Annotated in this window: 24 protein-coding genes; 3 read left to right on the forward strand and 21 right to left on the reverse strand. The window is 72.0% G+C overall.

The window, feature by feature from the left end:
• Positions 1 to 218 precede the first annotated feature (218 nt).
• The 15 genes from nusB to ACFYU9_RS26660 form a co-directional block, all read right to left on the reverse strand.
• A complete protein-coding gene (nusB, locus tag ACFYU9_RS26590) occupies positions 219 to 656 on the reverse strand; it encodes a transcription antitermination factor NusB (RefSeq protein WP_389212906.1) in 438 nt (145 codons plus the stop codon).
• Positions 657 to 658: 2 nt separating this feature from the next.
• Positions 659 to 1,225: an elongation factor P gene (gene efp / locus ACFYU9_RS26595; RefSeq protein WP_389212904.1), complete on the reverse strand. Its 567-nt coding sequence runs from the start codon at positions 1,223 to 1,225 to the stop codon at positions 659 to 661.
• A 47-nt stretch (positions 1,226 to 1,272) separates the two neighbouring features.
• Positions 1,273 to 2,379 (reverse strand): aminopeptidase P family protein, encoded by a 1,107-nt coding sequence (locus ACFYU9_RS26600; protein ID WP_389212902.1) that lies wholly within the window; start codon positions 2,377 to 2,379, stop codon positions 1,273 to 1,275.
• Positions 2,380 to 2,477: 98 nt separating this feature from the next.
• Positions 2,478 to 3,296: an AAA family ATPase gene (locus ACFYU9_RS26605; RefSeq protein ID WP_389346288.1), complete on the reverse strand. Its 819-nt coding sequence runs from the start codon at positions 3,294 to 3,296 to the stop codon at positions 2,478 to 2,480.
• 119 nt (positions 3,297 to 3,415) lie between these two features.
• Positions 3,416 to 3,862 carry a type II 3-dehydroquinate dehydratase gene (aroQ, locus tag ACFYU9_RS26610; protein WP_389346289.1) on the reverse strand — a complete coding sequence of 149 codons (447 nt, stop codon included), beginning with the start codon at positions 3,860 to 3,862 and terminating at the stop codon, positions 3,416 to 3,418.
• Entirely contained in the window at positions 3,859 to 4,953 is a 1,095-nt protein-coding gene (gene aroB / locus ACFYU9_RS26615; RefSeq protein ID WP_389212896.1) for a 3-dehydroquinate synthase, read from the reverse strand. The genes aroQ and aroB overlap by 4 nt, the downstream gene beginning before the upstream one ends.
• Positions 4,950 to 5,432, reverse strand: coding sequence for a shikimate kinase (locus tag ACFYU9_RS26620; protein ID WP_389346500.1), 483 nt, complete (start codon positions 5,430 to 5,432; stop codon positions 4,950 to 4,952). The genes aroB and ACFYU9_RS26620 overlap by 4 nt, the downstream gene beginning before the upstream one ends.
• A 29-nt stretch (positions 5,433 to 5,461) precedes the next feature.
• The gene (gene aroC, locus ACFYU9_RS26625; protein ID WP_389346290.1) at positions 5,462 to 6,646 is read right to left on the reverse strand and encodes a chorismate synthase; all 1,185 of its coding nucleotides are present in this window, start codon (positions 6,644 to 6,646) and stop codon (positions 5,462 to 5,464) included.
• A gap of 127 nt (positions 6,647 to 6,773) precedes the next feature.
• Complete coding sequence (locus ACFYU9_RS26630; RefSeq protein ID WP_389346291.1) at positions 6,774 to 7,007, reverse strand: hypothetical protein; 234 nt, start codon at positions 7,005 to 7,007, stop codon at positions 6,774 to 6,776.
• Positions 7,008 to 7,049: 42 nt separating this feature from the next.
• Positions 7,050 to 7,877 (reverse strand): shikimate dehydrogenase, encoded by an 828-nt coding sequence (locus tag ACFYU9_RS26635; RefSeq protein ID WP_389212889.1) that lies wholly within the window; start codon positions 7,875 to 7,877, stop codon positions 7,050 to 7,052.
• Position 7,878: 1 nt separating this feature from the next.
• Positions 7,879 to 9,660, reverse strand: a complete 1,782-nt coding sequence (gene mltG / locus ACFYU9_RS26640) for an endolytic transglycosylase MltG (RefSeq protein ID WP_389346292.1) — start codon at positions 9,658 to 9,660, stop codon at positions 7,879 to 7,881.
• A 101-nt stretch (positions 9,661 to 9,761) separates the two neighbouring features.
• Positions 9,762 to 10,226: a Holliday junction resolvase RuvX gene (gene ruvX, locus ACFYU9_RS26645; protein ID WP_123954413.1), complete on the reverse strand. Its 465-nt coding sequence runs from the start codon at positions 10,224 to 10,226 to the stop codon at positions 9,762 to 9,764.
• A gap of 2 nt (positions 10,227 to 10,228) precedes the next feature.
• A complete protein-coding gene (gene alaS, locus ACFYU9_RS26650; protein WP_389212885.1) occupies positions 10,229 to 12,898 on the reverse strand; it encodes an alanine--tRNA ligase in 2,670 nt (889 codons plus the stop codon).
• Positions 12,898 to 13,272, reverse strand: coding sequence for a hypothetical protein (locus tag ACFYU9_RS26655; protein WP_389212883.1), 375 nt, complete (start codon positions 13,270 to 13,272; stop codon positions 12,898 to 12,900). The genes alaS and ACFYU9_RS26655 overlap by 1 nt, the downstream gene beginning before the upstream one ends.
• 5 nt (positions 13,273 to 13,277) lie before the next feature.
• Positions 13,278 to 13,709, reverse strand: coding sequence for a DUF948 domain-containing protein (locus ACFYU9_RS26660; RefSeq protein ID WP_389212881.1), 432 nt, complete (start codon positions 13,707 to 13,709; stop codon positions 13,278 to 13,280).
• Between the two features lie 177 nt (positions 13,710 to 13,886).
• Between ACFYU9_RS26660 and ACFYU9_RS26665 the strand changes: the two genes are divergently transcribed.
• Positions 13,887 to 16,049, forward strand: a complete 2,163-nt coding sequence (locus tag ACFYU9_RS26665) for an ATP-binding protein (protein WP_389346293.1) — start codon at positions 13,887 to 13,889, stop codon at positions 16,047 to 16,049.
• A 34-nt stretch (positions 16,050 to 16,083) separates the two neighbouring features.
• On the opposite strand, the gene rpsD is transcribed toward ACFYU9_RS26665, so the two are convergent.
• From rpsD to ACFYU9_RS26690, 5 genes are all read right to left on the reverse strand, one after another.
• Positions 16,084 to 16,698, reverse strand: coding sequence for a 30S ribosomal protein S4 (rpsD, locus tag ACFYU9_RS26670; RefSeq protein ID WP_389212877.1), 615 nt, complete (start codon positions 16,696 to 16,698; stop codon positions 16,084 to 16,086).
• 366 nt (positions 16,699 to 17,064) lie between these two features.
• On the reverse strand, positions 17,065 to 18,420 hold the full coding sequence (locus tag ACFYU9_RS26675; RefSeq protein WP_389346294.1) for a replication-associated recombination protein A: 1,356 nt from the start codon (positions 18,418 to 18,420) through the stop codon (positions 17,065 to 17,067).
• A gap of 54 nt (positions 18,421 to 18,474) precedes the next feature.
• A complete protein-coding gene (locus ACFYU9_RS26680; RefSeq protein ID WP_389212874.1) occupies positions 18,475 to 19,113 on the reverse strand; it encodes a vitamin K epoxide reductase family protein in 639 nt (212 codons plus the stop codon).
• A 210-nt stretch (positions 19,114 to 19,323) separates the two neighbouring features.
• Complete coding sequence (hisS, locus tag ACFYU9_RS26685; RefSeq protein WP_389212872.1) at positions 19,324 to 20,586, reverse strand: histidine--tRNA ligase; 1,263 nt, start codon at positions 20,584 to 20,586, stop codon at positions 19,324 to 19,326.
• 12 nt (positions 20,587 to 20,598) lie between these two features.
• Positions 20,599 to 21,318, reverse strand: a complete 720-nt coding sequence (locus tag ACFYU9_RS26690) for an MBL fold metallo-hydrolase (RefSeq protein ID WP_389346295.1) — start codon at positions 21,316 to 21,318, stop codon at positions 20,599 to 20,601.
• Positions 21,319 to 21,496: 178 nt separating this feature from the next.
• Here ACFYU9_RS26690 and ACFYU9_RS26695 point away from each other — a divergent pair, with 178 nt between their 5' ends.
• Both ACFYU9_RS26695 and ACFYU9_RS26700 read left to right on the forward strand, forming a co-directional pair.
• The gene (locus tag ACFYU9_RS26695) at positions 21,497 to 22,282 is read left to right on the forward strand and encodes a peptidylprolyl isomerase (protein WP_389212868.1); all 786 of its coding nucleotides are present in this window, start codon (positions 21,497 to 21,499) and stop codon (positions 22,280 to 22,282) included.
• A 219-nt stretch (positions 22,283 to 22,501) separates the two neighbouring features.
• Positions 22,502 to 23,731: a DUF349 domain-containing protein gene (locus ACFYU9_RS26700; RefSeq protein WP_389212866.1), complete on the forward strand. Its 1,230-nt coding sequence runs from the start codon at positions 22,502 to 22,504 to the stop codon at positions 23,729 to 23,731.
• A 70-nt stretch (positions 23,732 to 23,801) separates the two neighbouring features.
• Here ACFYU9_RS26700 and ACFYU9_RS26705 read toward each other — a convergent pair whose 3' ends face one another.
• On the reverse strand, positions 23,802 to 26,270 hold the full coding sequence (locus tag ACFYU9_RS26705; RefSeq protein WP_389212864.1) for a RelA/SpoT family protein: 2,469 nt from the start codon (positions 26,268 to 26,270) through the stop codon (positions 23,802 to 23,804).
• Positions 26,271 to 26,277: the final 7 nt, after the last annotated feature.

Here is a 26,277-nt window from a genome sequence, read left to right on the forward strand (position 1 = left end):
TCACGGGGGGGGCGCCCGGCCCGGGCGCGCCCCCCGGCGCGCCCCCCCCCCCCCCCCCCACCCCCCCGCCGCCCCCCCCCCGGCCGCCCGGGCGCCCCCCCCCCCCCCCCCCGGCCCCCCGGCGCTTTCGTATGCGCCCGCAACGGCATGACGAAGGGGCCCGCAGCACACGAGGTGCTGCGGGCCCCTTTCGGCTGCCTTGGGGGCGCGGGGCGGACTTAGGCGTCCGCGTCGCGGCGCAGGCGCGGCTTCAGGTCCTTGAAGCGCGCGAGCAGACCGTTGACGAAGGTCGGCGACTCGTCCGTGGAGAACTCCTTGGCGAGGGTCACGGCCTCGTCGATCGCGACGGCGTCCGGCGTGCCGTCCTCCCAGATCAGCTCGTACGCGGCGAGGCGCACGATGTTCCGGTCGGCGGCGGGCATCCGGTCGAGGTCCCAGTCCACCGCGTAGGTGGCGATGAGCTCGTCGATCCGGGCCACGTGCTGGGCGTAGCCCTCGACCAGCTGCATGGTGAACTCGTTCACCGGCGGCTGGCGGTCGTCGTTCCGGTGCAGCCGGACCTGGTCCGCGAGGACCTCCTGCACCGAGGCACCGCGCTGGTCGGCCTCGAACAGAATCTGGAAGGCCCGCCTACGGGCCTTGCTCCGGGCGGCCACGGTTAGTCGTTCACCCGGCCGAGGTAGCTGCTGTCGCGGGTGTCGACCTTGACCTTCTCACCGGTGGTGACGAAGAGCGGGACCTGGATCTCGTGGCCGGTCTCCAGCGTGGCGGGCTTGGTGCCACCGGTGGAGCGGTCGCCCTGGACGCCCGGGTCGGTGTGCTGGATCGTCAGCACGACGGCGGCCGGGAGCTCGACGTAGAGCACCTCGCCCTCGTGGCGCGCGACGGAGGCGGTGAAGCCCTCGATGAGGAAGTTGGCGGCGTCGCCGACGGCCTTCTTGTCGACGTGCAGCTGGTCGTAGGTCTCCATGTCCATGAAGACGAAGTACTCGCCGTCCATGTAGGAGAACTGCATGTCACGGCGGTCGATGGTGGCGGTGTCGACCTTCACGCCCGCGTTGAAGGTCTTGTCGACGACCTTGCCGGACAGCACGTTCTTGAGCTTGGTGCGCACGAAGGCCGGGCCCTTGCCGGGCTTGACGTGCTGGAACTCGACGACGGACCAGAGCTGGCCGCCTTCGAGCTTGAGCACCATGCCGTTCTTGAGGTCGTTCGTGGAAGCCACGGTTGCGGAATCTCCTGGACTGACGTGACCGAGAAGGCAGGGCGCGCCTAGAGCGCGAGCAGCTCCTTGGTCGTGATGGTGAGTAGCTCGGGTCCGCCGTCCGCCTCCTGGCGTACGACGAGCGTGTCATCGATCCGGACCCCGCCCCGGCCCGGGAGGTGGACCCCCGGTTCGACGGTGACCGGCACGCAAGCGTCCAGTTTACCCATGGCCGCGGGGGCGAGCTGCGGGTCCTCGTCGATTTCCAGGCCCACACCGTGCCCGGTGAGGGCCGCGGTGGCGTCTCCGTGGCCCGCCGCGGCGAGGATCTGCCGGGCCGCGCGGTCCACGTCGCGGTAGTCGGCGCCGGGCACGAGCGCCTCCCGGCCGGCCCTCTGAGCGGCGAAGACGAGTTCGTACAGATCGATCTGCCAGTCGGCCGGGGTGGTGCCGATGACGAAGGTGCGGCCGATCTCGCAGCGGTAGCCGCGGTACATGGCGCCGAGGCAGACGGAGAGGAAGTCGCCCTCCTCCACGCGCCGGTCGGTGGGCTTGTGCCCGGGTCGGCCGGAGTGCGGCCCCGTCGCCACGGAGGTGGGGAAGGCGGCGCCGTCGGCGCCGTGGTCCACCAGGCGGCGCTCCAGCTCCAGGGCGAGGTGCCGCTCGGTCCGGCCGACCAGGATGGACTCCAGGAGCTCGCCGAGGGCCTGGTCGGCGATCTCGGCGGCGATCCGCAGACAGGCGATCTCGTCCTCGTCCTTGACGATCCGCAGCTGTTCGACGGCCGTGGAGAGGTCGGCGAGACGCAGGCCGGGCGCGACGGAGCCCATGGCCCGGTGCCGGGCGACGGTCAGGTGGTGTTCCTCGACGGACAGGGCGTCGGCGCCGGCCTTGCGGGCGAAGTCGACGGCCGCGACCGCCGGATCGCCGCCGTCGACGGGCAGCACCAGCTGGCGCAGCAGCTCGTCGACGTGCCCGTCGGCCGGATCGGCGCCCGGGGCGGTCGGACAGAGCAGCACGTCCTCGTCGGGGCCGAGCAGCAGCACGGCGCCGGCGGGCGAACCACCCGTGAGATAGCGGACGTTGGCGGGCCGGGAGACCAGGGCCGCCGGGCTGCCCGTGGCCGCGCACCGGTCGCGCAGTCGTACCCGACGCTCCGCATACACCTCTGACATGTTCCGAGCCTACGAGCGCCGGAGCGCCGCGGCCTGTTGTGCGCCGCCGACCGGCGGACGCCGCGGCCCGATCCGTCCCTCGGCCCGCCGGGCCGGCCCTAGCCGAGAGGCTGGCCGGATATCGCCCGGGCGAGGACGTCGTCCAGCACCCGGGCGGTGGTCTCCACGTCGTACGAGGAGTTGTCGATGATCGGGAGCCCGGAGCCGTACCAGCCGGCCATCCGGCCGTGGATCGCGGCGACCTCCTCGTCGGCCAGGCGGCGGTTGCCGCTGCGCTCGGCGTTGCGCTCCAGGACGATGTCGAGGCCGGGCAGCAGCACGACCGGCAGCAGGCCGGGGCCCACGTGGCGCTTCCAGCCGCCGAGGCCGACGACCGGCCAGTCCGGGAAGACCGCGTCGTCGAGGATGCAGGAGATGCCGTTGGCGAGGAAGTTGCGGGCGGCGAAGCCGCAGGTGCGGCGGGCGAGACGGTACTGCGCCTCGGAGTGCTCGTTCCAGCCCGACTGGGGGTCGGCGAAGCCGGAGCACACCCATTCGCGCACGTCGTCGAGGCTGATGTGGGCGGTGGGCACCGGCCGGCGGGTGGCCCAGTGCCGGGCGACGGTGGTCTTGCCGGCGCCGGCCGGGCCGATGAGCAGCACGGCGATGGTCGCGGCGCCGGTGCCGACGACCGGCGGCGGCAGCACGACGTGCCCGGTGGCCGGACCGCCGCTCCAGCCGGCCGCGGGCCCGTGCGGTGCGGCGACCGGGGCCGTGCCCGGCGGCGGGTACGGGAGGTGAGCGGGCGGCGGGGGCACCGGCGGATGAGGGCCGTGCGCCGGTACGCCGGGGACGTGCGGCCGGGAGCCGGGCGGCGGGCCCGCCGGGTGACCCACCGGTACCTGCGGCGGCAGCGGCGCCCCTGTCCCGTGCTGCATCCGGTGCCACTCCGTCTCGTCCGCCGTCAGTTCCGTTGCCGGAACGTTACCGCCCCCGGCTTCCGCAAGGGAAACGGCCGGGGGCGGAGGGAGGTGCCCGGATCGGGCGGAGTGGCCGGTCAGGCGTCCAGTTCCTCCACGAGCGCGCGCAGCGCGAGGCGGTAGGAGCCGATGCCGAAGCCGGCGATCGTTCCCGTGGCCACGGCGGCGACGACCGAGGTGTGGCGGAACTCCTCACGCGTGTACGGGTTCGAGATGTGCACCTCGATCAGCGGCGCGGTGCGCTGGGCGGCCGCGTCGCGCATCCCGTACGAGTAGTGGGTGAAGGCGCCCGGGTTGAGGACGACCGGGATCGAGCCGTCGGCGGCCTCGTGCAGCCAGCGGATCATCTCGCCCTCGTCGTTGGTCTCGCGCACCTCGACGTCGAGACCCAGCTGCTCGCCGAGGCTCCGGCAGGACTCGACGAGCCCCTTGTAGGAGGTCGCGCCGTAGATGTCGGGCTCGCGGGAGCCGAGCCGGCCCAGGTTGGGGCCGTTCAGGACGAGGACGCGGCTCGGCTCGCTCACGCCGACACCTCTCCGTACGCCGCGACGAGGACGGCCGGGTCGGGGCCCTCCAGGACGACCGGCTTGCCGAGGCCGTCGAGGACGATGAAGCGCAGCAGGTCGCCGCGGGACTTCTTGTCGACCTTCATGGTCTCCAGGAGCTTGGCCCACTGGTCACCGCGGTAGGTGAGCGGCAGCCCGACGGACTCCAGGACGGCGCGGTGCCGGTCGGCGGTGGCGTCGTCGAGGCGGCCGGCGAGGCGGCCGAGCTCGGCGGCGAAGACCATGCCGACGGAGACGGCGGCGCCGTGCCGCCACTTGTAGCGCTCGTTCTTCTCGATGGCGTGCGCGAGGGTGTGCCCGTAGTTGAGGATCTCGCGGCGGCCGGCCTCCTTGAGGTCGCCGGAGACGACCTCGGCCTTGACCTTGATCGAGCGCACGATCAGCTCGGCGGTGTGCGGGCCGGCCGGGGTGCGGGCGGCCGCCGGGTCGGCCTCGATCAGGTCCAGGATGACCGGGTCGGCGATGAAGCCGGCCTTGATGATCTCGGCGAGGCCGGAGACGTAGTCGTGGACCGGCAGCGAGTCGAGCGCGGCCAGGTCGCACAGCACGCCGGCCGGCGGGTGGAAGGCGCCGACGAGGTTCTTGCCCTCGGCGGTGTTGATGCCGGTCTTGCCGCCGACGGCCGCGTCGACCATGCCGAGCACGGTGGTCGGCACGGCGATCCAGCGCACGCCCCGCAGCCAGGTCGCGGCGACGAAGCCGGCCAGGTCGGTGGTGGCGCCGCCGCCGACGCCGACGATGACGTCGCTGCGGGTGAAGCCGGTCTGGCCGAGCGCCTTCCAGCAGTAGGCGGCGACCTCGGCGGTCTTGGCCTCCTCGGCGTTGGGCACCTGGATGGCGACGGCCTCGTAGCCCTGGTCCGCGAGGTCGGCGCGCAGCGCCTCACCGGTCTCGGCGAGCGCCTCGGGGTGGATCACCGCGACGCGCTTGGCGCCGGCGCCGATGAGCCCGCCGAGGTCGCCGAGCAGCTGCCGGCCGACCAGCACCTCGTACGGATCGGTGCCCGCCGAGCCGCCGACCTGGATACGGGTCACTTCCTGGTCCGTCATACGTCCTTCAACTCCAGTGCGTCGAGGACCGCCTGGGCGACCTCTTCGGGGGTGCGCTCGTCCGTGGCGACGACCACGCTCGCGACTTCTTCGTACAAATGGCGGCGCGCGTCCATCAGCTCGCGCCACTGACGGCGCGGGTTGACGGCGAGCAGCGGCCGGGCGGCGCCGAGCCCGACGCGGTGGACGGCCGCCTCGACGTCCATCGAGAGGTACGCGACCGGCAGCGGGGCGAGCAGGGCGCGGGTGCCGGCGTCGAGCACGGCGCCGCCGCCGAGCGCGAGGATGCCCTCGTGCTCGGCGACGGCGGTGCGGACGGCTGCCCGCTCCAGGGCGCGGAAGTGGTCCTCGCCGTCCTCGACGAAGATGTCCGCGATCTCGCGCCCCTCGGCGGCGACGATGTCCGCGTCGGTGTCCCGGTAGCCGGCGCCGAGCCGCTCGGCGAGCAGCGCGCCCACCGTGGACTTGCCGGAGCCCATGGGGCCGACGAGGACGACGAGGGGGCCGGTCACCGGATCTGCAGGTTGTCGAGGTACGACTGGACGTTGCGGCGGGTCTCGGGGACGCTGTCGCCGCCGAACTTCTCCACGACGGCGTCCGCGAGGACGAGCGCGACCATGGCCTCGGCGACGATGCCGGCGGCCGGGACGGCGCACACGTCGGAGCGCTGGTGGTGGGCGGCGGCGGCCTCACCGGTGGCCACGTCGACGGTGGCCAGCGCGCGCGGGACGGTCGCGATGGGCTTCATCGCGGCGCGCACGCGCAGCAGCTCACCCGTGGTCAGACCGCCCTCGGTGCCGCCGGCGCGGCCGGAGGCGCGCTTGATGCCGTCGGGGCCCATGACGATCTCGTCGTGCGCCTGCGAACCGGGCACGCGCGCGAGGTCGAAGCCGTCGCCGACCTCGACGCCCTTGATGGCCTGGATGCCCATCAGCGCGGCGGCGAGCCGCGCGTCGAGCCGACGGTCCCAGTGGACGTGCGAACCGAGGCCGACGGGCACGCCGTACGCGAGGACCTCGACGACGCCGCCGAGGGTGTCGCCGTCCTTGTGGGCCTGGTCGATCTCGGCGACCATCGCCTTCGACGCGTCGGCGTCGAGGCAGCGCACCGGGTCGGCGTCGAGCTTCTCGACGTCGGCCGGGGTCGGGTAGACGCCGTACGGGGCCTTGGCCTGCGCCAGCTCCACGACGTGCGAGACGATCTCGATGCCGGCCGCCTCCTTGAGGAAGGAGCGGGCCACGGCACCGAGCGCGACGCGGGCGGCGGTCTCCCGGGCGCTGGCGCGCTCCAGGATCGGCCGGGCCTCGTCGAAGCCGTACTTCTGCATGCCGGCCAGATCGGCGTGGCCGGGACGCGGGCGGGTCAGGGGCGCGTTGCGGCCCGTCTCCTTCAGCTCCGCGGGGTCGACCGGGTCGGCCGACATGACCTTCTCCCACTTGGGCCACTCGGTGTTGCCGACCATGACCGCGATCGGCGAGCCGAGCGAGAGGCCGTGCCGGACACCGCCGAGGAAGGTCACCTCGTCCTGCTCGAACTTCATGCGGGCGCCGCGCCCGTAGCCCAGCCGGCGCCGTGCCAGATGATCCGCCACCAGCTCCGTGGTGACCGGGACACCCGCCGGAAGTCCCTCAAGAGTCGCGACCAGCGCGGGGCCGTGCGACTCCCCCGCCGTCAGCCAACGCAACCTGCTCAACGATGCTCCTCATGCTCGCGCCTGGCACTGCGGCGCGACCCGGGTGCGCGGCCCCGGTCCGCCGTCCCCGATCCTCCCACGTCCGCGCCGCTGATCGATCGCCGGTCCACAGGTCGGAACACGCGTCTCACGAGTCAAGTGAGGTTTCCGCCACCTCGTGCGCCCCCTTGGTCGCGGTTCCCCGCCGCTTCCGCCACCAGCGGCGGCAGTGGGTCACCACCTCGTAGACGAACAAGGCACCTCCGAGGACGAGCAACGGATACCGGATCCAGTCCGGCACCGCGCTGTACGCGGTCCTCACCAGCCGCGCCAGCAGGCGCACCAGGTCGAAACCGGCTTCCCACCTGGACGCGAGCAGCACGTCACCACCCCCCGTCTCCTCACCCGTCCGCCCGTGCGGCGGTCAGCGCTCGGCGAGCGCCTTCTCCCCCGCGGCCCGCATCGCGGCCAGCGGCCCCGGTACGCGGCCGGTCATCTGCTCGACCTGGAGCACGGCCTGGTGGACGAGCAGGTCGAGCCCGCCGACAACCTTGCCGCCGCGCGCCGACCAGGCGGCCGCGATCCGGGTCGGCCACGGGTCGTACAGCACGTCGAAGAGGGTGCCGGGCGCGTCGGGGACGGCCGCGGCCAGCGCGTCCGTGGTGCCGGCGGGCGTGGTGGCGACGACCAGCGGCGCGGCGAACGCCTCGGCCGCGTCCGCCCAGGCGGCGGTGCGCACGTCGACACCGAGCCGCTCGCCCCAGCCGCGCATCTCGTCGGCGCGCGCCTCGCTCCGTACGTACGCGGTGACCGGCCCCGCGCAGATCCGCGCGAGCGCGGCGAGCGCCGAGGACGCGGTGGCGCCCGCCCCGAGGACCGCCGCCGAGTCGACCTTCTCGACACCCCGCTCGCGCAGGGCCGCGACCATGCCGGGGATGTCGGTGTTGTCGCCGATCCGGCGGCCGTCCTGCGCGAACACGACCGTGTTGACGGCCTCGACGGAGGCCGCCGTGTCGGTGACCTCGTCGAGGAGCGGGATGATCGCCCGCTTGAGCGGCATCGTGAGCGAGAGCCCCGCCCACGACGCGTCGAGCTCCCGCACGAAGCCGGGGAGCGCGGCCTCGTCGACCTCGAACCGGTCGTACGACCAGTCGTCGAGGCCGAGCTCCCGGTAGGCGGCCCGGTGCAGGACCGGGGAGAGCGAGTGGGCGATGGGCGAGCCGAGCACGGCCGCCCGCCGACTGGTGGTCATCTCAGCTTCCCGCGTTGAACTTCTCGACGAGCCTGTCGTGCTCGGCGAGGGTCTTGGCGAACTCTGTCTTGTTCATGCCGTCGGTGGCGACGAAGTACATCCAGCCGTCCTTCGTCGGGTTCATCGCGGCCACCAGGGCTTCCTTGCCCGGGTTGTCGATCGGCCCGGGCGTGAGGCCCTTCTGCCGGTACGTGTTGTACGGGTCGGGGTTGTTCAGGATCTCCTTGCGGGTGATCTTGATCTTGCTCTGACCCATCAGATAGTTGTACGTCGAGTCGAACTGCAGGAGCTGGTAGGTCTCCTTGTTCTCCGGGCTGAGGCGGTTGTAGACGACCTCGGCCATCTTGGTGAAGTCGTCGTGGGTCTTGCCCTCGGCCTGGACGAGGCTGGCGACGGTCAGGAGCTCCCACGGGCTCTTCAGCCCGAAGTCCTTGGCCTTCGCCTCCAGGTCGAGCTCGGTGTACTCGGCGTTCGAGCGGGCGACCATCTTGCGGAGCACGTCCTGCGGCTTGGCACCCTTCGCGACCGGGTAGCTCGAGGGGAAGAGGAAGCCCTCCAGCGGGTCCTTCACGTTCTCGTGGTTCTTGGCCCAGTCGGGCAGACCGAGGCTGTTCGCCTGCTTGACCGCGATGTCCTTGGTCGTGCCCGGCTTGAGGTCGAGCCGCTTGTCGATCTGCTCGTACACCCAGGCGTTGCGTTTGCCTTCGGGAATGACGAAGTTCGACTTGCTCGCCGGGCTCAGCATCAGCGCGACCGCGCTCTCCGCCGACATCCCCTTCCGCAGGGTGTAGACGCCCTCCTGGATGGTCAGGCCCTTGGGGTTCTTCTGCTGAGCGGACACGAAGGCGTCGACGCTCTTGACGACACCCTCCTTCTTGAGGATGTTGCCGATCTCGTAGCCGCCGGCGGCGTTCGGGATCTCGACCTGGACGTCGCCGCTGCCCTCGCCGACGAAGTCCGGCGCCGCGCCGAACTTGCCCTGGTAGAACTTGTAGCCGACGTAACCGAGTCCGCCCACGCCGCCCAGGATGACGGCGGCGACCACGAGGCAGGCCATGCCGTTCTTGGCCTTGCGGCCCTTCTCGCCCTTCCCGCCGCCCTTGCCGGACTTCCCGGATGTGCCGCTGCGCCGTCCGCGGCGGCCGCCCGGGGCCTCCTCGGGGACGTAGCCGTCGTCGTCCTCGTCGTCGTGGCCGTCGTCGCCGGTGAAGAAGGGGTGGTTCTCCTCCGGCTCGGGCTCCTGCTCGGACGGTTCCGGCTCCGCCTGCCAGTCGTTCACCGGCTGTGGCGGCACCTGGCGCCGGCCGGGGGGCTGGGGCGGGGGGTACGCCTCGGGGGTGCCGTAGAGGTCGGGCTGCTGGCCGCCGTAGGGGTCGGCGGGCGGGGCGTTGTACGGCATGGCGGCCTGACCGGTCTCCCAGTTGCCGCCGTCGTACTGCTGTGCGGGATACCCGGCCGTGTCGTAACCGCCCGGGTTCCCGTGTCCGTACTGCTCCGGGTACTGCTGTCCGCCGTACTGCTGTTCGCCGTACTGCTGTGCGCCGTAGCCCTGCGCCTGCTGCTGGTACGTGCCGTCGGAATAGGGCTGCTGCGGCTGCTGGGGCTGGTGAGCCTGCTGCGGCTGCTGCTGCGCGTAGGGATCCTGGTGGCCGTACGGGTCCTGGTGGCCGTACTGCGCCTGCTGCGGGTACTGCTGCTGCTGGCCCTCCCACCCCTGGTCCCCGTACAAGGGGTCCGTGGGGTGCCACGGTTCGGAGCCGGGGCTCCGGCCATACTCAGTCATCGATCCCCAAACAGCCGCGAGGCTTCCGGACGTTCCGCCTCTACGTAGTGCGGCAGCTGTTCGAACACCGCCGCATCGCGCGGAACGTTACCGTATCGCGATCAGATGACCACTTCGACGCCCTCACCGGGCGGATTACCTGATACCCGTTCGGACTCAAGAGCGTTCTGAAGGATGATCACAGCGGCGGCCTGGTCGATGACGGACCGTCCCTTCTTCGACTTCACGCCCGAGGCCCGCAGCCCCTGGGTCGCCGTCACCGTGGTCATCCGCTCGTCCACCAGCCGGACCGGTACCGGGGCGATGCCCTTGGCCATCTCACGGGCGAAGGCACGGACCTTCGTCGCGGCCGGACCCTCCCGCCCGCTGAGCGAGCGGGGCAGGCCCACGACGACCTCGATCGGCTCGTACTCCTCGACGATCTGACGCAGCCGCCGGTGGGCGGCCGGGACGTCACGCCCCGGCACGGTCTCCACCGGCGTGGCGAGCACCCCGTCGGGGTCGCACGAGGCGACCCCGATCCGGGCGTCCCCGACGTCAACCGCGATACGGCGGCCTCGGCGCATCGTCACGCGATCTCCAGCACCTGACGCTCGACGGCCTCGATGGCGGCGCCGACGGCCTCGGGGTTCTGGCCGCCGCCCTGGGCGACGTCCGGCTTGCCGCCACCGCCGCCGCCGAGGGTCTTGGCGGCCGTGCGGACCAGCTCGCCGGCCTTGAAGCCGCGCTCACGGGCGGCCTCGTTGGTGGCGATGACCGTCAGCGGCTTGCCGTTGGCCGTGGTGAACAGGGCCACGACGGCCGGGCGGTCCGAGGCGATGCGGCCGCGCACGTCGAGGACGAGCTTGCGCAGGTCGTCGGCGCCGGTGCCGTCCGGCACCTGACCGGTGACGAGGGCCACGCCCCGCACGTCCCGGGCGGAGTCGACCAGACCGGCGGCGGCCTGCAGGACCTTCTCCGCGCGGAACTTCTCGATCTCCTTCTCGGCGTCCTTCAGCTTGCCGAGCATGGCGGAGATCTTCTCCGGCAGCTCCTCCGAGCGTCCCTTGACCAGCTCCTGGAGCTGGGCGACGACCGTGTGCTCACGGGCCAGGAAGTTGTACGCGTCGACGCCGACCAGGGCCTCGATGCGGCGCACGCCCGAGCCGATCGACGACTCGCCGAGCAGCTTCACCAGGCCCAGCTGGGCGGTGTTGTGGACGTGCGTGCCGCCGCACAGCTCCTTGGAGAAGTCGCCGATGGTGACGACGCGGACCTGCTCGCCGTACTTCTCGCCGAACTCGGCGATGGCGCCCTGGCGCTTGGCCTCGTCGATCGGCATGACCTCGGCGTGCACGTCGAGCTCGCGCGAGAGCACCTCGTTGATCTTCTGCTCGACATCGGTGAGGACGGTGCCGGGGACGGCGTTCGGCGAGCCGAAGTCGAAGCGGAAGCGGCCCGGGGAGTTCTCCGAACCGGCCTGGGCGGCGGTCGGGCCGAGGGCGTCGCGCAGCGCCTGGTGGGTCAGGTGGGTGGCGCTGTGGGCGCGGGCGATGGCCCGGCGGCGGCGCACGTCGATGGCGGCGTAGGCGGTGGCGCCCACGGTGACCTCGCCGACCTGGACCGAACCCTTGTGCACGGAGACGCCGGGGACCGGCTGCTGCACGTCGCGGATCTCGATGACGGCGCCGGAGTGCAGCTTGATGCGGCCGTGGTCGGCGAGCTGGCCGCCGCCCTCGGCGTAGAACGGGGTGCGGTCGAGGACGACCTCGACGTCGTCGCCCTCGGAGGCGGCCGGCGACGGGACACCGTTGACGAGCAGGCCGACGACGGTGGTCTCGCCCTCGGTGTTGGTGTAGCCGGTGAACTGGGTGGCGCCGGCGGTGTCGGCGATCTCGCGGTACGAGGTGACGTCGGCGTGGCCGGTCTTCTTGGCCAGGGCGTCGGCCTTGGCGCGCTCCCGCTGCTCCTTCATCAGGCGGCGGAAGCCGTCCTCGTCCACGGAGAGGCCCTGCTCGGCGGCCATCTCCAGGGTGAGGTCGATCGGGAAGCCCCAGGTGTCGTGGAGCAGGAACGCCTTGTCGCCGGCGAGGACCGTGCCGCCGGCGGCCTTGGTCTCGGTGACGGCGGTGTCGAGGATGTTCGTGCCGCCCTTGAGGGCCTTCAGGAACGCGGCCTCCTCGGCGAGGGCGACGGTCTCGATGCGCTTGCGGTCGGTCTCCAGCTCCGGGTACTGCTCGCCCATCGTCTTGATGACGGTGTCGACGAGCTCGCCGACGACCGGGCCGGTGGCGCCGAGCATGCGCATGTTGCGGACGGCGCGGCGCATGATGCGGCGCAGCACGTAGCCGCGGCCCTCGTTGCCGGGGGTGACGCCGTCGCCGATGAGCATGACGGAGGTGCGCATGTGGTCGGCGACCACGCGCAGCGAGACGTCGGAGTCGTGGGCCTTGCCGTAGGCGACGCCGGTGAGCTCGGTGGCCTTGTCGATGACGACCTTGAGGGTGTCCGTCTCGTACATGTTCTGCACGCCCTGGAGGATCATCGCCAGGCGCTCGAGACCGAGGCCGGTGTCGATGTTCTTGGACGGCAGGTCGCCGAGGATCTCGAAGTCCTCCTTGCCGATGCCCCGGCCCCGCTCGTACTGCATGAAGACGAGGTTCCAGATCTCGACGTACCGCTCGTCGTTGACGGCCGGGCCGCCCTCGACGCCGAACTCGGGGCCGCGGTCGTAGTTGATCTCGGAGCAGGGGCCGCAGGGGCCGGGGACGCCCATGGACCAGAAGTTGTCCTTCTTGCCGAGGCGCTGGATGCGCTCGGCGGGCACGCCGACGACGTCGCGCCAGATGGCCTCGGCCTCGTCGTCGTCCTGGTAGACGGTGATCCAGAGCTTCTCCGGCTCCAGCCCGTAGCCGCCGTGCTCCACCTTCGTGGTCAGCAGCTCCCAGGCGAGCTTGATGGCGCCTTCCTTGAAGTAGTCGCCGAAGGAGAAGTTGCCGCACATCTGGAAGAACGTGCCGTGGCGGGTGGTCTTGCCGACCTCTTCGATGTCGGGCGTGCGCACGCACTTCTGCACGCTGGAGGCGCGCGTGAAGGGCGGCTTGACCTCACCCAGGAAGTAGGGCTTGAAGGGCACCATGCCGGCCGGGACGAGCAGCAGAGTCGGGTCGTCCGCGATGAGCGACGCCGAAGGGACGACGGTGTGCCCGCGCTCCTCGAAGAAGCTCAGCCAGCGGCGGCGGATTTCAGCCGACTCCATCAGTGGTCCTCATTCCGGTTGTACGAGAGCGTGTATACGCCGGTCGTGTCTGTCGTGTCTGCGGTGGTGGTACGGGCGCCGAGCGCGGCGCGGCGGCGCTGGGCCGGGAGCGCGCGGTCGTGCTCCGGGTCCACGGGCGCGTCCAGGCCGAGTGCCTCGCCGAGCTCGGCCTCGCGCCGCTCCATGTTCGCCCGCACGTCGAGGGCGAAGTCCACGGCGCGGTCCTTGAGCCGGTGGCCGGCCTCGACGGCCTTGTCGGCGGCCTTGACGGCGAGGTTCTCCGGGGTCAGCTGCTTGAGCTTCCGGTTGACCTTGGTGGTGGCCCACACGCCGGCTGCGGCGCCCGCGGTGAACCAGAACGTACGGCGGAACATGCTGCTCAGCCCTTCTGCTTCCGGCGCCTCGCGGACGGCACGGCGCGGCCGACGATCACCGTACGCCGCTCGGTCGCGGCCGGCGCGTCCTGCCGGCCGCGGCCCAGCGCGCGGCGCACGCCGTAACCGAAGGCGGCGACCTTGACGAGCGGGCCGCCGAAGGTGGAGGCGACGGTGGAGGACAGCGCGGAGGCGTTGGCGGTGACTTCCTGGACGTCCGAGGCGATGGCGTCGACCCGGTCGAGCTGGGTCTGTGCCGCGCGCACGGCCGTGGAGGCGTCGGCGAGCAGCGGAACGGCCTGGTCGGTCACGTCCGCGACGAGCTTGGTGGTCGCCTTGAGCGTCTGCGCCAGCCTCACCAGCACCACGGCGAGGAAGGAGACGAGGATCGCCCAGAACACGGCCACCAGGATCCCGGCAACCTCACCACCGGTCACTGTGCACCGCTCTCTGCTGTCGTCGGGCCCTCGACGGTCGTCGGAACCCTGTTGATAAACGTCCTCCGACCCTATCGCGCCGAAGGGTTCCCGCCGTACCGCATTAGCGCTCGTGGGGCGGGAGTTGCGCGGGCCCGATTGTACGGAGCGCGCGCGGATGAGTACGCTCCGTGTCCCATGCGACGGAGCAATCTCCCGGCGGAGCTGAACCGGTTCGTGGGCCGGGCCGCCGAACAGGACGAACTGGCCCTGCTCCTCGGCGAGTTCCGGCTGGTCACGGTCGTCGGGGTGGGCGGGGTCGGCAAGACCCGGCTCGCGCTGCGCTCCGCGGCGGCACTGCAGAAACGCTTTGCCGACGGGGTCCGGCTCGCCGAGCTGGCCTCGCTGCGCGACCCGGACCTGGTGGCGCACGCCCTGGTCGAGGCGCTCGGCCTGACCGACCACACCGTGCGCGGGCCGCGCGAGGTGCTGGTGGAGCACCTGGCCGAGCGGCGGCTGCTGCTCGTGGTCGACGGCTTCGAGCACCTGGTGGAGGAGTGCGCCGGACTGCTGCGGGAGCTGCTGCGCGGCTGCCCGGGGCTCACCGTCCTCGCGGCGGGCCGCCGCCCGCTGCGGGTGGACGGCGAGGCGGTGCTCACGCTGCCGCCGATGACCGACGCGGACGCGGTGGAGCTGCTGGCGGGCCGGGCGGCGGAGGCGGGTGCGCGGCCGGCCGGGAGCGAGGCGGGGGTCCTGCGGGAGCTGTGCCGGCGGCTCGACGGGATTCCGCTGGCGCTCGAACTGGCGGCGGCCCGGCTGCCGCTGCTCACCGCGGAGCAGCTGCTGCGCCGGCTCGACGACCGCTTCCGGCTGCTCGACGGCGGGCGGCGCGGTGCGCTCGCCCGGCACCAGACGCTGCGGACGGCGATCGGCTGGAGCCACGAGCTGTGCACGCCGGAGGAGCGGCTGCTGTGGGCGCGGCTCTCGGTGTTCGCGGGGCCCTTCGACCTGGAGGCGGTGGAGTACGTGTGCGGGGGCGCCGAGCTGCCCGCGGACCGGGTGCTCGACGTGCTCGGCGAACTGCTGGCGCAGTCGCTGGTCGCCCGGGAGGACACGGCGGCGGGCCCGCGCTACCGGATGCTCGGCACGGTCGCCGCGTACGGGGCGGAATGGCTCTCCGCGCTCGGCGACACGGCGCGGATGCGGCGCCGGCACCGGGACTGGTACATGGGGCTCGCGACCTGGTGCGAGCTGGAGTGGTTCAGCCCGCGGCAGGCGGAGGTGGCGGCGGCGACGGACGTGGCGCTGCCCAATCTGCGGGCGGCGCTCGAACTGTGCCTGGAGGTGCCGGAGGACGCCTCGCTCGCCCAGCACCTGGCGGGCACGCTGTGGTTCTACTGGGCGGGCTGCGGCCGGCTCTCGGAGGGCCGGCACTGGCTGGACCGCTCGCTCGGGGTGGCGGCGGAGCACGAGGACGCCCGGCTGAAGGCGCTGTGGGTGCTCGGTTACGTGGCGATCCTGCAGGGCGACGACACGGCGGCGGTGGCGGCGCTGCACGAGTGCGCGGAGCGGGCGCGGGCCGCGGACAACGCGATGGCGGGTGCGTACGCGACGCACCGGATGGGCTGTCTGGCGCTGCTCTCGGACGACCTGCCGCGGGCCGAGGAGCTGATCGGCCGGGCCCTCGACGCGTACCGGGAGATGGGCGAGCTCAACAGCAACGTGCTCATGGGCCAGGTCGAGCTGGCGCTCGCGCGCGCCTTCCAGGGCGACCTGGAGGGGGCGGTGGCGCTGTGCGCGGAGGTGCGGGAGATCTGCGAGGAGCGCGGCGAGCGGTGGACCCGGGCGTACGCGCTCTACGTCCTGGCGTACGCGGCGCTGGCCGGCGGCGACCACACGGCGGCACGCGGGCTGCTCACCGAGTGCGTCACGATCAACCACGCCTTCCACGACCTGGTGGGCCTGGTCCTCGCGCTCGAACTGCTGGCCCTGGTGACGCTGTCGGAGGGCGATCCGGCGGAGGCGGCGGTGCTGCAGGGCGCGGCGGTGCCGGTGTGGGACGCGGTGGGGCTGCCGCTGTTCGGCTCGGCGCACTTCAACGGGCCGCGGCTGCTGTGCGAGCGGCGGGCGAGCGAGGCGCTCGGCGGCGAGGGGTACGCGGCCTGGTACGGCGAGGGGCGGGCGCTGTCGCTCGACGCGGCGGTGGACCGGGCGCTCGCCGCGCCGTGGGCCCCGGGCGCGCCCGGGGCCGCCGGGGCGGGGGCGCAGCCGCGCCCGTTCCGTACCGGCCGGGCACCGGTCCCGGACACGCGGAAGCCCGCCGGCTCCCCCACCACGACGGGTGGGGAAGCGGCGGGCTGAACACCGCGGGGGTGGTACTACTGCCGTGCCGGGATCAGCGGGCGTAGTACTCGACGACCAGCTGCTCGTCGCAGATGACCGGGATTTCCTTGCGGTTCGGGTCGCGGTCGAGGCGGAAGGCCAGGGCCTTCAGGTTGACCTGCAGGTAGCGCGGGGTCTCGCCCTCGGCGGCGAAGCCACCCTCGCGAGCGACCTGGAAGAGGGTCTTGGCGCGGGACTTCTCGCGGACCATCACGACGTCGTCGGGACGGACGCGGAAGGACGGCTTGTCGACCTTGCCACCGTTGACCTGGATGTGGCCGTGGACGACCATCTGGCGGGCCTGGTAGATGGTGCGGGCGATGCCCGAACGCAGGACCAGGGCGTCGAGACGGAGCTCGAGCTCGACGACCAGCGCCTCGCCCGTCTTGCCCTCGGCCTTCTTGGCGCGGTCGTAGGCGCGGGCCATCTGGCGCTCGCTGATGTCGTACTGGGCGCGCAGACGCTGCTTCTCGAGCAGACGGACCTTGTAGTCCGAGTTCTGCTTGCGGCCACGGCCGTGCTCGCCCGGCGGGTAGGGGCGGGCCTCGAAGTACTTGACGGCCTTCGGGGTCAGCGCGATGCCGAGGGCACGCGACTTCTTGACCTTGGGACGGGACTGGTTCGGCATGAACCAACCTCTCTACTGTTTCGAATACGGCTTCACCAGGGTTAGGGAGGTCGCAATCCGCAGCCGGGAAACCCGCCGGGTCCACGAGGGACCTGCCGGGCAGCCGCTCCCTGGTCTGGGCACATACGTGCAGCACGCGAACGACCCACCGCCCGCTCCGGGGATCCCGGTGGTGGTGGGTTGCACGCGACACCTTCGAAGGTGCGCGACGCTCCTGGAGACCTGACCCGAAGGCCGGGGCTCCGGCTGCCTGTCCCGTTCTGGTGATGCCGGCCGAAGCCGGACACGGGACGCAGCACTTCCGACGAGTGTACCGGGTCCGCGGGACGGCCCGTACCCGAGGCGGCCCGGCGTCCCCACCGGCGCCTAGCTCCCCTCGCCCCTGAGGCGCTCGCGGACCTTCTCCACCACGTCCGCGTAGCGCGCCTCCGCGCCGTAGCGGGTCGGCTCGTAGTAGCGGCGGCCGTGGACGGTGTCCGGGGCGTACTGCTGGGGGGCGATGGCGCCCGGGACGTCGTGCGGGTACACGTAGCCCTGGGCGTGGCCGAGCTTGGCGGCGCCCTTGTAGTGGCCGTCGCGCAGATGCGGCGGCACCGGGCCGGCGAGGCCGGCCTGGACGTCCGCCCGCGCGGCGAAGATCGCGGTCGTCGCCGCGTTGGACTTCGGGGCGAGAGCGAGGGCGATGGTGGCGTGGCTGAGGGTCAGCGCCGCCTCGGGGAAGCCGATCATGGCGACGGCCTGGGCGGCGGCCACGGCGAGCGGCAGCGCGTTCGGGTCGGCGAGGCCGATGTCCTCGCTCGCGGAGATCATCAGGCGCCGGGCGATGAACCGCGGGTCCTCCCCCGCCTCGATCATCCGGGCCAGGTAGTGCAGCGCCGCGTCCACGTCCGAGCCGCGGATCGACTTGATGAGGGCGCTCGCCACGTCGTAGTGCTGGTCGCCGTCCCGGTCGTACTTCACGGCCGCCCGGTCGACGGTCTCCTCGACCGTCTCCAGGGTGATCGCGGGCTCGCCCTTGGCGATCGCCGCGCCCGCCGCCGCCTCCAGGGCGGTCAGGGCGCGCCGGGCGTCGCCGCCGGCGATGCGCAGCAGATGGGACTCGGCGTCCTCGTCGAGGGTCACCGCACCGCCGAGCCCGCGCTCCTCGTCGAGCGCCCGGCGCAGCAGTCCGCGCAGGTCGTCGTCGGTGAGCGGCTCCAGGGTGAGCAGCAGCGAGCGGGAGAGCAGCGGGGAGATCACCGAGAAGTACGGGTTCTCCGTGGTCGCGGCGATGAGCGTGACCCAGCGGTTCTCCACGGCCGGCAGCAGCGAGTCCTGCTGGGCCTTGGAGAAGCGGTGGATCTCGTCGAGGAAGAGGACGGTCTCCTTGGCGTATCCGCCGACGGCGCGCCGGGCCCCGTCGATGACGGCGCGGACCTCCTTGACGCCCGCGGTGATGGCGGACAGCTCGACGAAGCGCTTGTTGGTGGCCTTGGAGACCACGTACGCGAGGGTCGTCTTGCCGATGCCGGGCGGCCCCCAGAGGATCACCGAGGAGGCGCCGGCCGGGCCCCCGGTGCCGTCACCGACGAGCCGGCGCAGCGGCGAGCCCGGCTTGAGCAGATGGCTCTGGCCCACCACCTCGTCGAGGGTGCGCGGGCGCATCCGGACGGCCAGCGGGCTGCTGGCCGGGTCCTTCTCCTGGCGTTCTTCCGCGGCGGCGGTGAAAAGGTCGGGCTCCACGGTCATGAAGCCTATGCGAGAGCACTGACAGTCCGGTCCGGGACCGGTGCCGGCTCAGCTGGTCCAGAAGTCCCACCAGCGGGTCAGGATCAGCATGCCGATGATGCCGATGTGCAGCACCGGCAGGACCCAGGTGAACTCGTCGAAGAAGGTGCGCAGGCCCTGCGGGGCGCGGATGACGCCCCGGCGGACGTTGTGCGAGGTGGTGTACCAGAACATGACGATGGTGCCGACCCAGGCCAGGCAGCACCACAGGCACAGGGCGTTGATCTCGTACAGCGACTGCTGCATCAGCCAGGTGCAGAAGCCGACGCCGAAGAGCATGCCGGCGTTGAGGCCGAGCCAGTACCAGCGGCGGTAGCGGGCGCCGGCGAGCAGGCCGACGCCGATGGCGATCACCACGGCGTACGTGACGAGGCCGAGCATCGGGTTAGGGAAGCCGAAGACCGACGCCTGCGCGCTCTTCATCACGCTGCCGCAGGAGACGACCGGGTTCAGGCTGCACCCGGGCGTGAAGTTCGGGTTCTCCAGGAGCTTGAACTTGTCGAGCGTGATCACCCAGGCGGCCAGCAGCCCGGCGGCGGCGGTGATCACCAGGAGCCAGGCGAAGCCGCGGCCGGCCCCGATCGTGCGGGAGTCCTCCGGCCCCGTGCCGTGCCCGGCGGTCTCGTTCGCGGCCGCTGCTTTGGTCATGTCGGTCTACTCGCTCTTCTCGCTGCGGGGCACAGGCACGATCATTCTGCCGCACACGGTCGCACGGGCGGCGTGAGCGGTGGGTAAGGGCGGGATCTCGACGGCGGGCGCGGCCGCGTGCGAGCGTCCGGCGCCCTGTGTGATCTTCGTACGGGAAGGGCCCCCGGCACGCTGCCGGGGGCCCTTCTCGTCAAGCCGTACGGGACGGGGTCAGGCGAGCTTCGCCTTGACCGCGTCCACCAGCCCGTCCAGCGCGACCGGCTGCTGCTCGCCGGACTCCATGTCCTTGAGCTGGACCACGCCCTCGGCGAGGTCGCGCTCGCCGGCGACCACGGTGAGGCGGGCGCCGGAGCGGTTGGCGTCCTTCATCGAGCCCTTGAGGCCCTTGCCGCCGAAGGAGAAGTCGGCGGCGATGCCGGCCCGGCGCAGCTCGGTGATCTTGCCGAACAGCACCCGGCGGGCCTCCTCGCCGATCGCCACGGCGAAGACGCTGGTGGCCGGCGGGATGTCGAGCTCGACGCCCTCCGCCTCCAGGGCCAGGACCGTGCGGTCCACGCCGAGCGCCCAGCCGACGGAGGGCAGCGCGGGGCCGCCGATCATCTCGGACAGGCCGTCGTAGCGGCCGCCGCCGCCGACCGCGGACTGCGAGCCGAGACCGTCGTGGACGAACTCGAAGGTGGTCCGCGTGTAGTAGTCCAGGCCGCGCACCAGCTTCGGGTCGTCCTCGAAGACCACGCCCGCCGCGGTGATCAGCGCGCGCACCTCCTCGTGGTACGCCTTGCACGCGTCGCACAGGTAGTCGCGCAGCAGCGGCGCGTCGACCAGCTGCTTCTGCACGTCGGCGCGCTTGTCGTCGAGCACCCGCAGCGGGTTGATCTCGGCGCGGCGCAGGGTCTCCTCGTCCAGGTCGAGGCCGCGCAGGAAGGTCTGCAGGGCCTCGCGGTAGACGGGGCGGCACTCCTTGTCGCCGAGCGAGTTCAGCAGGATGCGGAAGTCGCGCAGGCCGAGCGAGCGGTAGGCCTGGTCGGCCAGGATGATCAGCTCGGCGTCGAGCGCCGGGTCCTCGGCGCCGATGGCCTCGGCACCGACCTGCGAGAAGTGGCGGTAGCGGCCCTTCTGCGGGCGCTCGTAGCGGTAGTACGAGCCGGAGTACCAGAGCTTGACCGGGAGGTTGCCCTGCTTGTGCAGGCTGGCCTCCAGGGCCGCGCGCAGCACGGAGGCGGTGCCCTCGGGACGCAGGGCGAGCTTGTCGCCGCCCTTGGTCTCGAAGGCGTACATCTCCTTGGTGACGATGTCGGTGGACTCGCCGACACCGCGGGCGAACAGGTTGACGTCCTCGAAGCCGGGCGTCTCGACGTAGCCGTAGCCGGAGGTGCGCAGCGGCGCGGCGATCGCGTCACGGACCGCCAGGTACTTCGCGGAGAACGGCGGGATCAGGTCGTACGTGCCCTTGGGGGCCTTGAAGGTGCTCACGGAAGTCTCTCGTCACATTCCTCGTCGGGGAGCCTGGAAATCGCTTCCGCTCCCTTGCCGGTCCGCCGCCACCTGCCGCAGATACGGGTTGGTGGCGCGTTCCTGGCCGATGGTCGTCTGGGGACCGTGCCCCGACAGGACCACGGTCGAGTTGTCGAGCGGCAGGCACACGCGGGCCAGCGATCCGAGCATCTCGTCCATGTCACCGCCGGGCAGGTCGGTGCGTCCGATGGAGCCGGCGAACAGCAGGTCGCCGGAGAAGAACACGGAGGGGATCTCCGAGGTCTCCGGGGTCCTGAAGGTCACCGACCCCTTGGTATGACCAGGGGCGTGCGCGACGGAGAAATCGAGGCCCGCGAGCTTCAGTGCGGCGCCGTCGGTGAGCTCGCGCACGTCGTCCGGCTCGCCCACGGTCAGCTCGCCCATGAGGGGCATCCCGATGGAGCGGCCGATGCCCTTCTCCGGGTCGCTCATCATGTACCGGTCCGCGGGGTGGATCCACGCGGGTACGTCATGGGCGCCGCAGACGGGCACGACGGAGGCGACGTGGTCGATGTGGCCGTGGGTGAGGACCACCGCGACGGGCTTGAGCCGATGCTTCTTCAGCGTCTCCTCGACTCCCTGGGCGGCCTGGTGGCCCGGGTCGATGATGACGCACTCCTCGCCTGCGGCGGGGGCGACCACGTAGCAGTTGGTGCCCCAGGCCCCGGCGGGGAACCCGGCAATCAGCACGATCGTCCTTCTGTGTCGTCCGGCAGATGGCCGCGGCGGTGCGGAAAGCACCGGAATGCAGCAGATCAGAGCCTACCGGCGGTGTCTGTTCCACAGCCAACCCGTATACGGTACGGGCACATCCGACCGGGACTGAACAGACGGTCGACATCGACGAACGCGACAAGGAGCGGACCCGGTGGTCAGCAGCGATCAGCGGCGGCGGCAGCTCGCCAGGGAGAAGTACGTGCGGCAGCAGCAGCGCCGCGAGGACGCACGGCGCAAGGCGCGCCGGAACACGATCATCGCCTCCTCGCTCGCGGTGGTGCTCGCGGCGGGCGGCGCCGTGTGGGCCTCGATCGGGCTGTCGGGCGGCGACTCCGCCACGGACAACGCGGCGTCGGAGGCCTCGCAGACGCCCAGCGCGGCGCCGACCACGCCCGCGCAGCCCGAGCCCGCGATGGCGATCGACAAGAAGGCCTCGTACACGATGGCCCTCAAGACGAACGTCGGCGACATCACGGTCACGATGGACGCGGCCAAGGCCCCGCGCACCGTGAACTCCTTCAAGCACCTCGCCGACAAGAAGTACTTCGACGGCACCAAGTGCCACCGCCTCACCACCTCGGGCATCTACGTGCTCCAGTGCGGCGACCCGAAGGGCGACGGCACCGGCGGCCCGGGCTACTCCATCCCGGACGAGAACCTGAACGGCCTCGGCAAGGCCGGCGCCGACGGCACGGTCACCTTCCCGAAGGGCACCGTGGCGATGGCGAACGCCGGCCCGGGCACCGGCGGCAGCCAGTTCTTCCTCGTCTACAAGGACACCAAGCTGCCCCCGAACTACACCCCGTTCGGCACCTTCGACGCGGCCGGCGTCAAGGTCGTCGAGGACGTGGCCAAGGCCGGCGTGCAGGGCGGCTCGGGCGACGGCGCACCGCAGAAGGCCGTCACGATCGAGAAGGCGACCGTCGCCAAGAAGTGAGCAGGGGGCGACACGGAGGCGGCCCGGCCGGCGCACCCGCGTGTGACCGTTGAATTTCGGTCGCGCTGAGTGCGGACAGCCGGGCCGCCGTTCGCCTAGATTGGCGTTGTGCAGCGCAGGCCGCCGGCCGTGCTGTGGAGGGCGGGCGAGGCCCGCCGGGAAACCGTGGACGATGCCAGGGGCGGGAACCCCGCGCCGGCATCATGTTGAGGAGGCGCTGTGAGCAGCGACCCGTGGGGCCGCGTCGACGAGACGGGCACCGTGTACGTGCGTACGGCCGAGGGCGAGCAGGTCGTCGGATCGTGGCAGGCCGGCACCCCCGAGGAGGCGCTGGCCTACTTCGAGCGCAAGTACGAGGGCCTGGTGGTCGAGATCGGCCTCCTCGAGAAGCGGGTGAAGACCACCGACCTCTCGGCCAAGGACGCGATGGCGGCCATCGACCACATCCGCCACCAGGTGGACGAGCACCACGTGGTCGGCGACCTGGCCGCGCTGAAGGTCCGGCTGGACAAGCTGGTCGAGACGGTGGAGTCGCGCCGCGAGGAGCGCAAGGTCCAGAAGGCGAAGCAGGCCGACGAGGCCCGTTCCGCCAAGGAGGCCCTGGTCACCGAGGCCGAGGAGCTGGCGCAGAGCGAGCAGTGGCGGGCCGCCGGCGAGCGGCTGCGGGCGCTCGTGGACACCTGGAAGGGCCTGCCGCGGCTCGACCGGAAGTCCGACGACGAGCTGTGGCACCGCTTCTCGCACGCCCGCTCGGCCTTCTCCAAGCGCCGCAAGGCCCACTTCGCCGCGCTGGACGCGCAGCGCGAGGACGCCCGCAAGACCAAGGAGCGGCTGGTCGCCGAGGCCGAGGCGCTGCAGAACTCGAACGACTGGGGCACGACGGCCGCCCGCTACCGCGAGCTGATGGCGGAGTGGAAGGCGGCGGGCCGGGCCCAGCGCGAGCACGAGGACGACCTGTGGAACCGCTTCCGCGGCGCCCAGGACGTGTTCTTCGCGGCCCGTGGCGAGGTGTTCGCCGAGCGCGACGCCGAGCAGACCGAGAACCTCAAGCTGAAGGAGGAGCTCGCGGTCGAGGCGGAGAAGCTGGTGCCGGTGACGGACCTGAAGGCGGCCCGCGCCGCGTTCCGTGCCCTCAACGAGCGCTGGGAGGCCATCGGTCACGTCCCGCGCGACGCCCGTCCCCGCGTCGAGGGCCGGATGCACACCGTGGAGCGCGCGATCCAGGAGGCCGAGGAGTCCGAGTGGCGCCGCACCAACCCGGAGGCGCGGGCCCGTGCCGCGGGTCTGACGGGTCAGCTCCAGGACGCGGTCGACAAGCTGCGCAAGCAGATCGACGCGGCCCGCGCGACGGGCAACGACGCCAAGGCCGACAAGCTCGCCAAGGAGCTGGAGGGCCGGCAGGCGCTGCTCGACCAGGCCCTGAAGGGTCTGCAGGAGTTCGGCGGCTGACGCGCCGGCCGTAGCGGTACGAGAAGGGCCCCCGGCGACTCCCGCCGGGGGCCCTTCCTCGTATCCGTCGTTACGGCCTGCGGGCGCTGGTGACGCGGTACACGTCGTACACGCCCTCCACGCCCCGCACGGCCTTCAGGACGTGCCCCAGGTGCTTGGGGTCGCCCATCTCGAAGGTGAAGCGGGAGGTGGCCACCCGGTCGCGGGAGGTCTGCACCGCCGCGGACAGGATGTTGACGTGCTGGTCCGACAGGACGCGGGTGACGTCCGACAGGAGCCGGGAGCGGTCCAGGGCCTCGACCTGGATGGCGACCAGGAAGACCGAGGACTGGGTGGGCGCCCACTCGACGTCCAGGATCCGCTCGGGCTCCCGGGACAGGGACTCGACGTTGACGCAATCGCTGCGGTGGACGGAGACGCCGCTGCCTCGGGTGACGAAGCCGATGATCGGGTCGCCGGGCACCGGGGTGCAGCAGCGGGCCAGCTTCACCCACACGTCGTCGACGCCCTTGACGACCACGCCCGGGTCGGAGCCGGCGCGGCGCTTGGAGCGGCCGCGGGCCGGCGGGTGGGTCTCGGCGATGTCCTCGGTGGCGGCCTCCTCGCCGCCGAGGGCCTGGACCAGCTTCTGCACGATGGACTGGGCCGTGACATGGCCCTCGCCGATCGCCGCGTACAGCGAGGAGATGTCGCTGTAGCGCATCTCGTGGGCGAGGGTGACCAGCGAGTCGCCGGTGAGGATGCGCTGGATCGGCAGGCCCTGCTTGCGCATGGCCCGGGCGATGGCGTCCTTGCCCTGCTCGATGGCCTCGTCGCGGCGCTCCTTGGAGAACCAGGCGCGGATCTTGTTGCGGGCGCGCGGCGACTTGACGAAGCCCAGCCAGTCCCGGGAGGGCCCGGCGCCGGCCGCCTTGGAGGTGAAGACCTCGACGAGGTCGCCGTTGTCGAGGGTCGACTCCAGCGGCACCAGCCGGCCGTTGACCCGGGCTCCTATGGTGCGGTGGCCGACCTCGGTGTGGACCGCGTACGAGAAGTCGACCGGGGTGGCGCCGGCGGGCAGCGCGATGACATCGCCCTTGGGGGTGAAGACGAAGACCTCGTTGCGGGACAGGTCGAAGCGCAGGGACTCCAGGAACTCGCCCGGGTCCTCGGTCTCCTTCTGCCAGTCGAGCAGCTGGCGCAGCCACGCCATGTCGTTGAGGTGGTCGTCCTTGCCGGCCTTCTTCGGCACGTCGGTGCGCACCTTGGAGGCGCCCGCGACGGCCTCCTGCTTGTACTTCCAGTGCGCGGCGATGCCGTACTCGGCGCGGCGGTGCATGTCGAAGGTGCGGATCTGCAGCTCGACCGGCTTGCCGTTGGGTCCGATGACCGTCGTGTGCAGCGACTGGTACATGTTGAACTTCGGCATCGCGATGTAGTCCTTGAACCGGCCGGGGACCGGGTTCCATCGCGCGTGGACGGTGCCGAGGGCCGCGTAGCAGTCGCGGACGGTGTCCACGAGCACGCGGATGCCGACCAGGTCGTAGATCTCCGCGAAGTCACGGCCGCGGACGATCATCTTCTGGTAGACGCTGTAGTAGTGCTTGGGGCGGCCGGTGACGGTGGCCTTGATGCGGGCGGCCCGCAGGTCGGCCTGGACCTCGTCGGTCACTATGGCCAGGTACTCGTCGCGCTTGGGGGCGCGCTCGGCGACGAGCCGGACGATCTCGTCGTACATCTTGGGGTAGAGGATCGCGAAGGCGAGGTCCTCCAGCTCCCACTTGATGGTGTTCATGCCCAGCCGGTGTGCCAGCGGGGCGTAGATCTCCAGGGTCTCGCGGGCCTTCTTCTCCTGCTTCTCCCGCTTGAGGTAGCGCATGGTGCGCATGTTGTGCAGGCGGTCGGCGAGCTTGATGACGAGGACCCGGGGGTCCTTGGCCATGGCGACGACCATCTTGCGGACGGTCTCGGCCTGGGCGGCCTCGCCGAACCTGACCTTGTCGAGCTTGGTGACGCCGTCGACGAGCAGCGTGACCTGGTCGCCGAAGTCACGGCGCAGGTCCTCCAGGCCGTACTCGGTGTCCTCGACCGTGTCGTGCAGCAATCCGGCCATCAGGGTCGCCGGGTCCATGCCGAGCTCGGCGAGGATGGTGGTGACGGCGAGCGGGTGCGTGATGTACGGGTCGCCGCTCTTGCGCTTCTGGCCGCGGTGCCAGCGCTCGGCGACCTGGTAGGCGCGCTCGATCTGGCGCAGGGTCGCCGTCTCGATCTTCGGGTCGTTGGAGCGGACGATCCGCAGCAGCGGTTCGAGGACCGGGTTGTACGGGGAGGAGCGCTGGACGCCCAGCCGGGCGAGGCGCGCGCGGACGCGGCTGGAGGAGCCGCCCGAGCGGGCCGGCGGCGCCGGCGCGGGCCGGGCGGCCGGAGCCGGAGCGGGCGCCGAGGGCCGGGGCCTGGTGGTCTCCGCCGGCGGGTTCTGGGGCGCGGCGCCTCCCGGCGCGGCCTGGCCGGCCTGCTTGTCGGGCTGCGCGGCGGAGAGTGGCTGGGCCTCGTCTGGCAAGAGCGCT

The organism is Streptomyces sp. NPDC004327 (genome assembly GCF_042873935.1).
Taxonomy (GTDB): domain Bacteria; phylum Actinomycetota; class Actinomycetes; order Streptomycetales; family Streptomycetaceae; genus Streptomyces.

What these genes read in the sequence shown, in the direction of transcription:
- ACFYU9_RS26600 (WP_389212902.1), bottom strand. Translation starts at nt 2,379, where the DNA reads ATGTCAGAGGTGTATGCGGAGCGTCGGGTACGACTGCGCGACCGGTGC.
- ACFYU9_RS26605 (WP_389346288.1), bottom strand. Translation starts at nt 3,296, where the DNA reads ATGCAGCACGGGACAGGGGCGCCGCTGCCGCCGCAGGTACCGGTGGGT.
- aroB (WP_389212896.1), bottom strand. Translation starts at nt 4,953, where the DNA reads ATGACGGACCAGGAAGTGACCCGTATCCAGGTCGGCGGCTCGGCGGGC.
- ACFYU9_RS26620 (WP_389346500.1), bottom strand. Translation starts at nt 5,432, where the DNA reads ATGGGCTCCGGCAAGTCCACGGTGGGCGCGCTGCTCGCCGAGCGGCTC.
- ACFYU9_RS26635 (WP_389212889.1), bottom strand. Translation starts at nt 7,877, where the DNA reads ATGACCACCAGTCGGCGGGCGGCCGTGCTCGGCTCGCCCATCGCCCAC.
- mltG (WP_389346292.1), bottom strand. Translation starts at nt 9,660, where the DNA reads ATGACTGAGTATGGCCGGAGCCCCGGCTCCGAACCGTGGCACCCCACG.
- ruvX (WP_123954413.1), bottom strand. Translation starts at nt 10,226, where the DNA reads ATGCGCCGAGGCCGCCGTATCGCGGTTGACGTCGGGGACGCCCGGATC.
- alaS (WP_389212885.1), bottom strand. Translation starts at nt 12,898, where the DNA reads ATGGAGTCGGCTGAAATCCGCCGCCGCTGGCTGAGCTTCTTCGAGGAG.
- ACFYU9_RS26655 (WP_389212883.1), bottom strand. Translation starts at nt 13,272, where the DNA reads ATGTTCCGCCGTACGTTCTGGTTCACCGCGGGCGCCGCAGCCGGCGTG.
- ACFYU9_RS26665 (WP_389346293.1), top strand. Translation starts at nt 13,887, where the DNA reads ATGCGACGGAGCAATCTCCCGGCGGAGCTGAACCGGTTCGTGGGCCGG.
- rpsD (WP_389212877.1), bottom strand. Translation starts at nt 16,698, where the DNA reads ATGCCGAACCAGTCCCGTCCCAAGGTCAAGAAGTCGCGTGCCCTCGGC.
- ACFYU9_RS26680 (WP_389212874.1), bottom strand. Translation starts at nt 19,113, where the DNA reads ATGACCAAAGCAGCGGCCGCGAACGAGACCGCCGGGCACGGCACGGGG.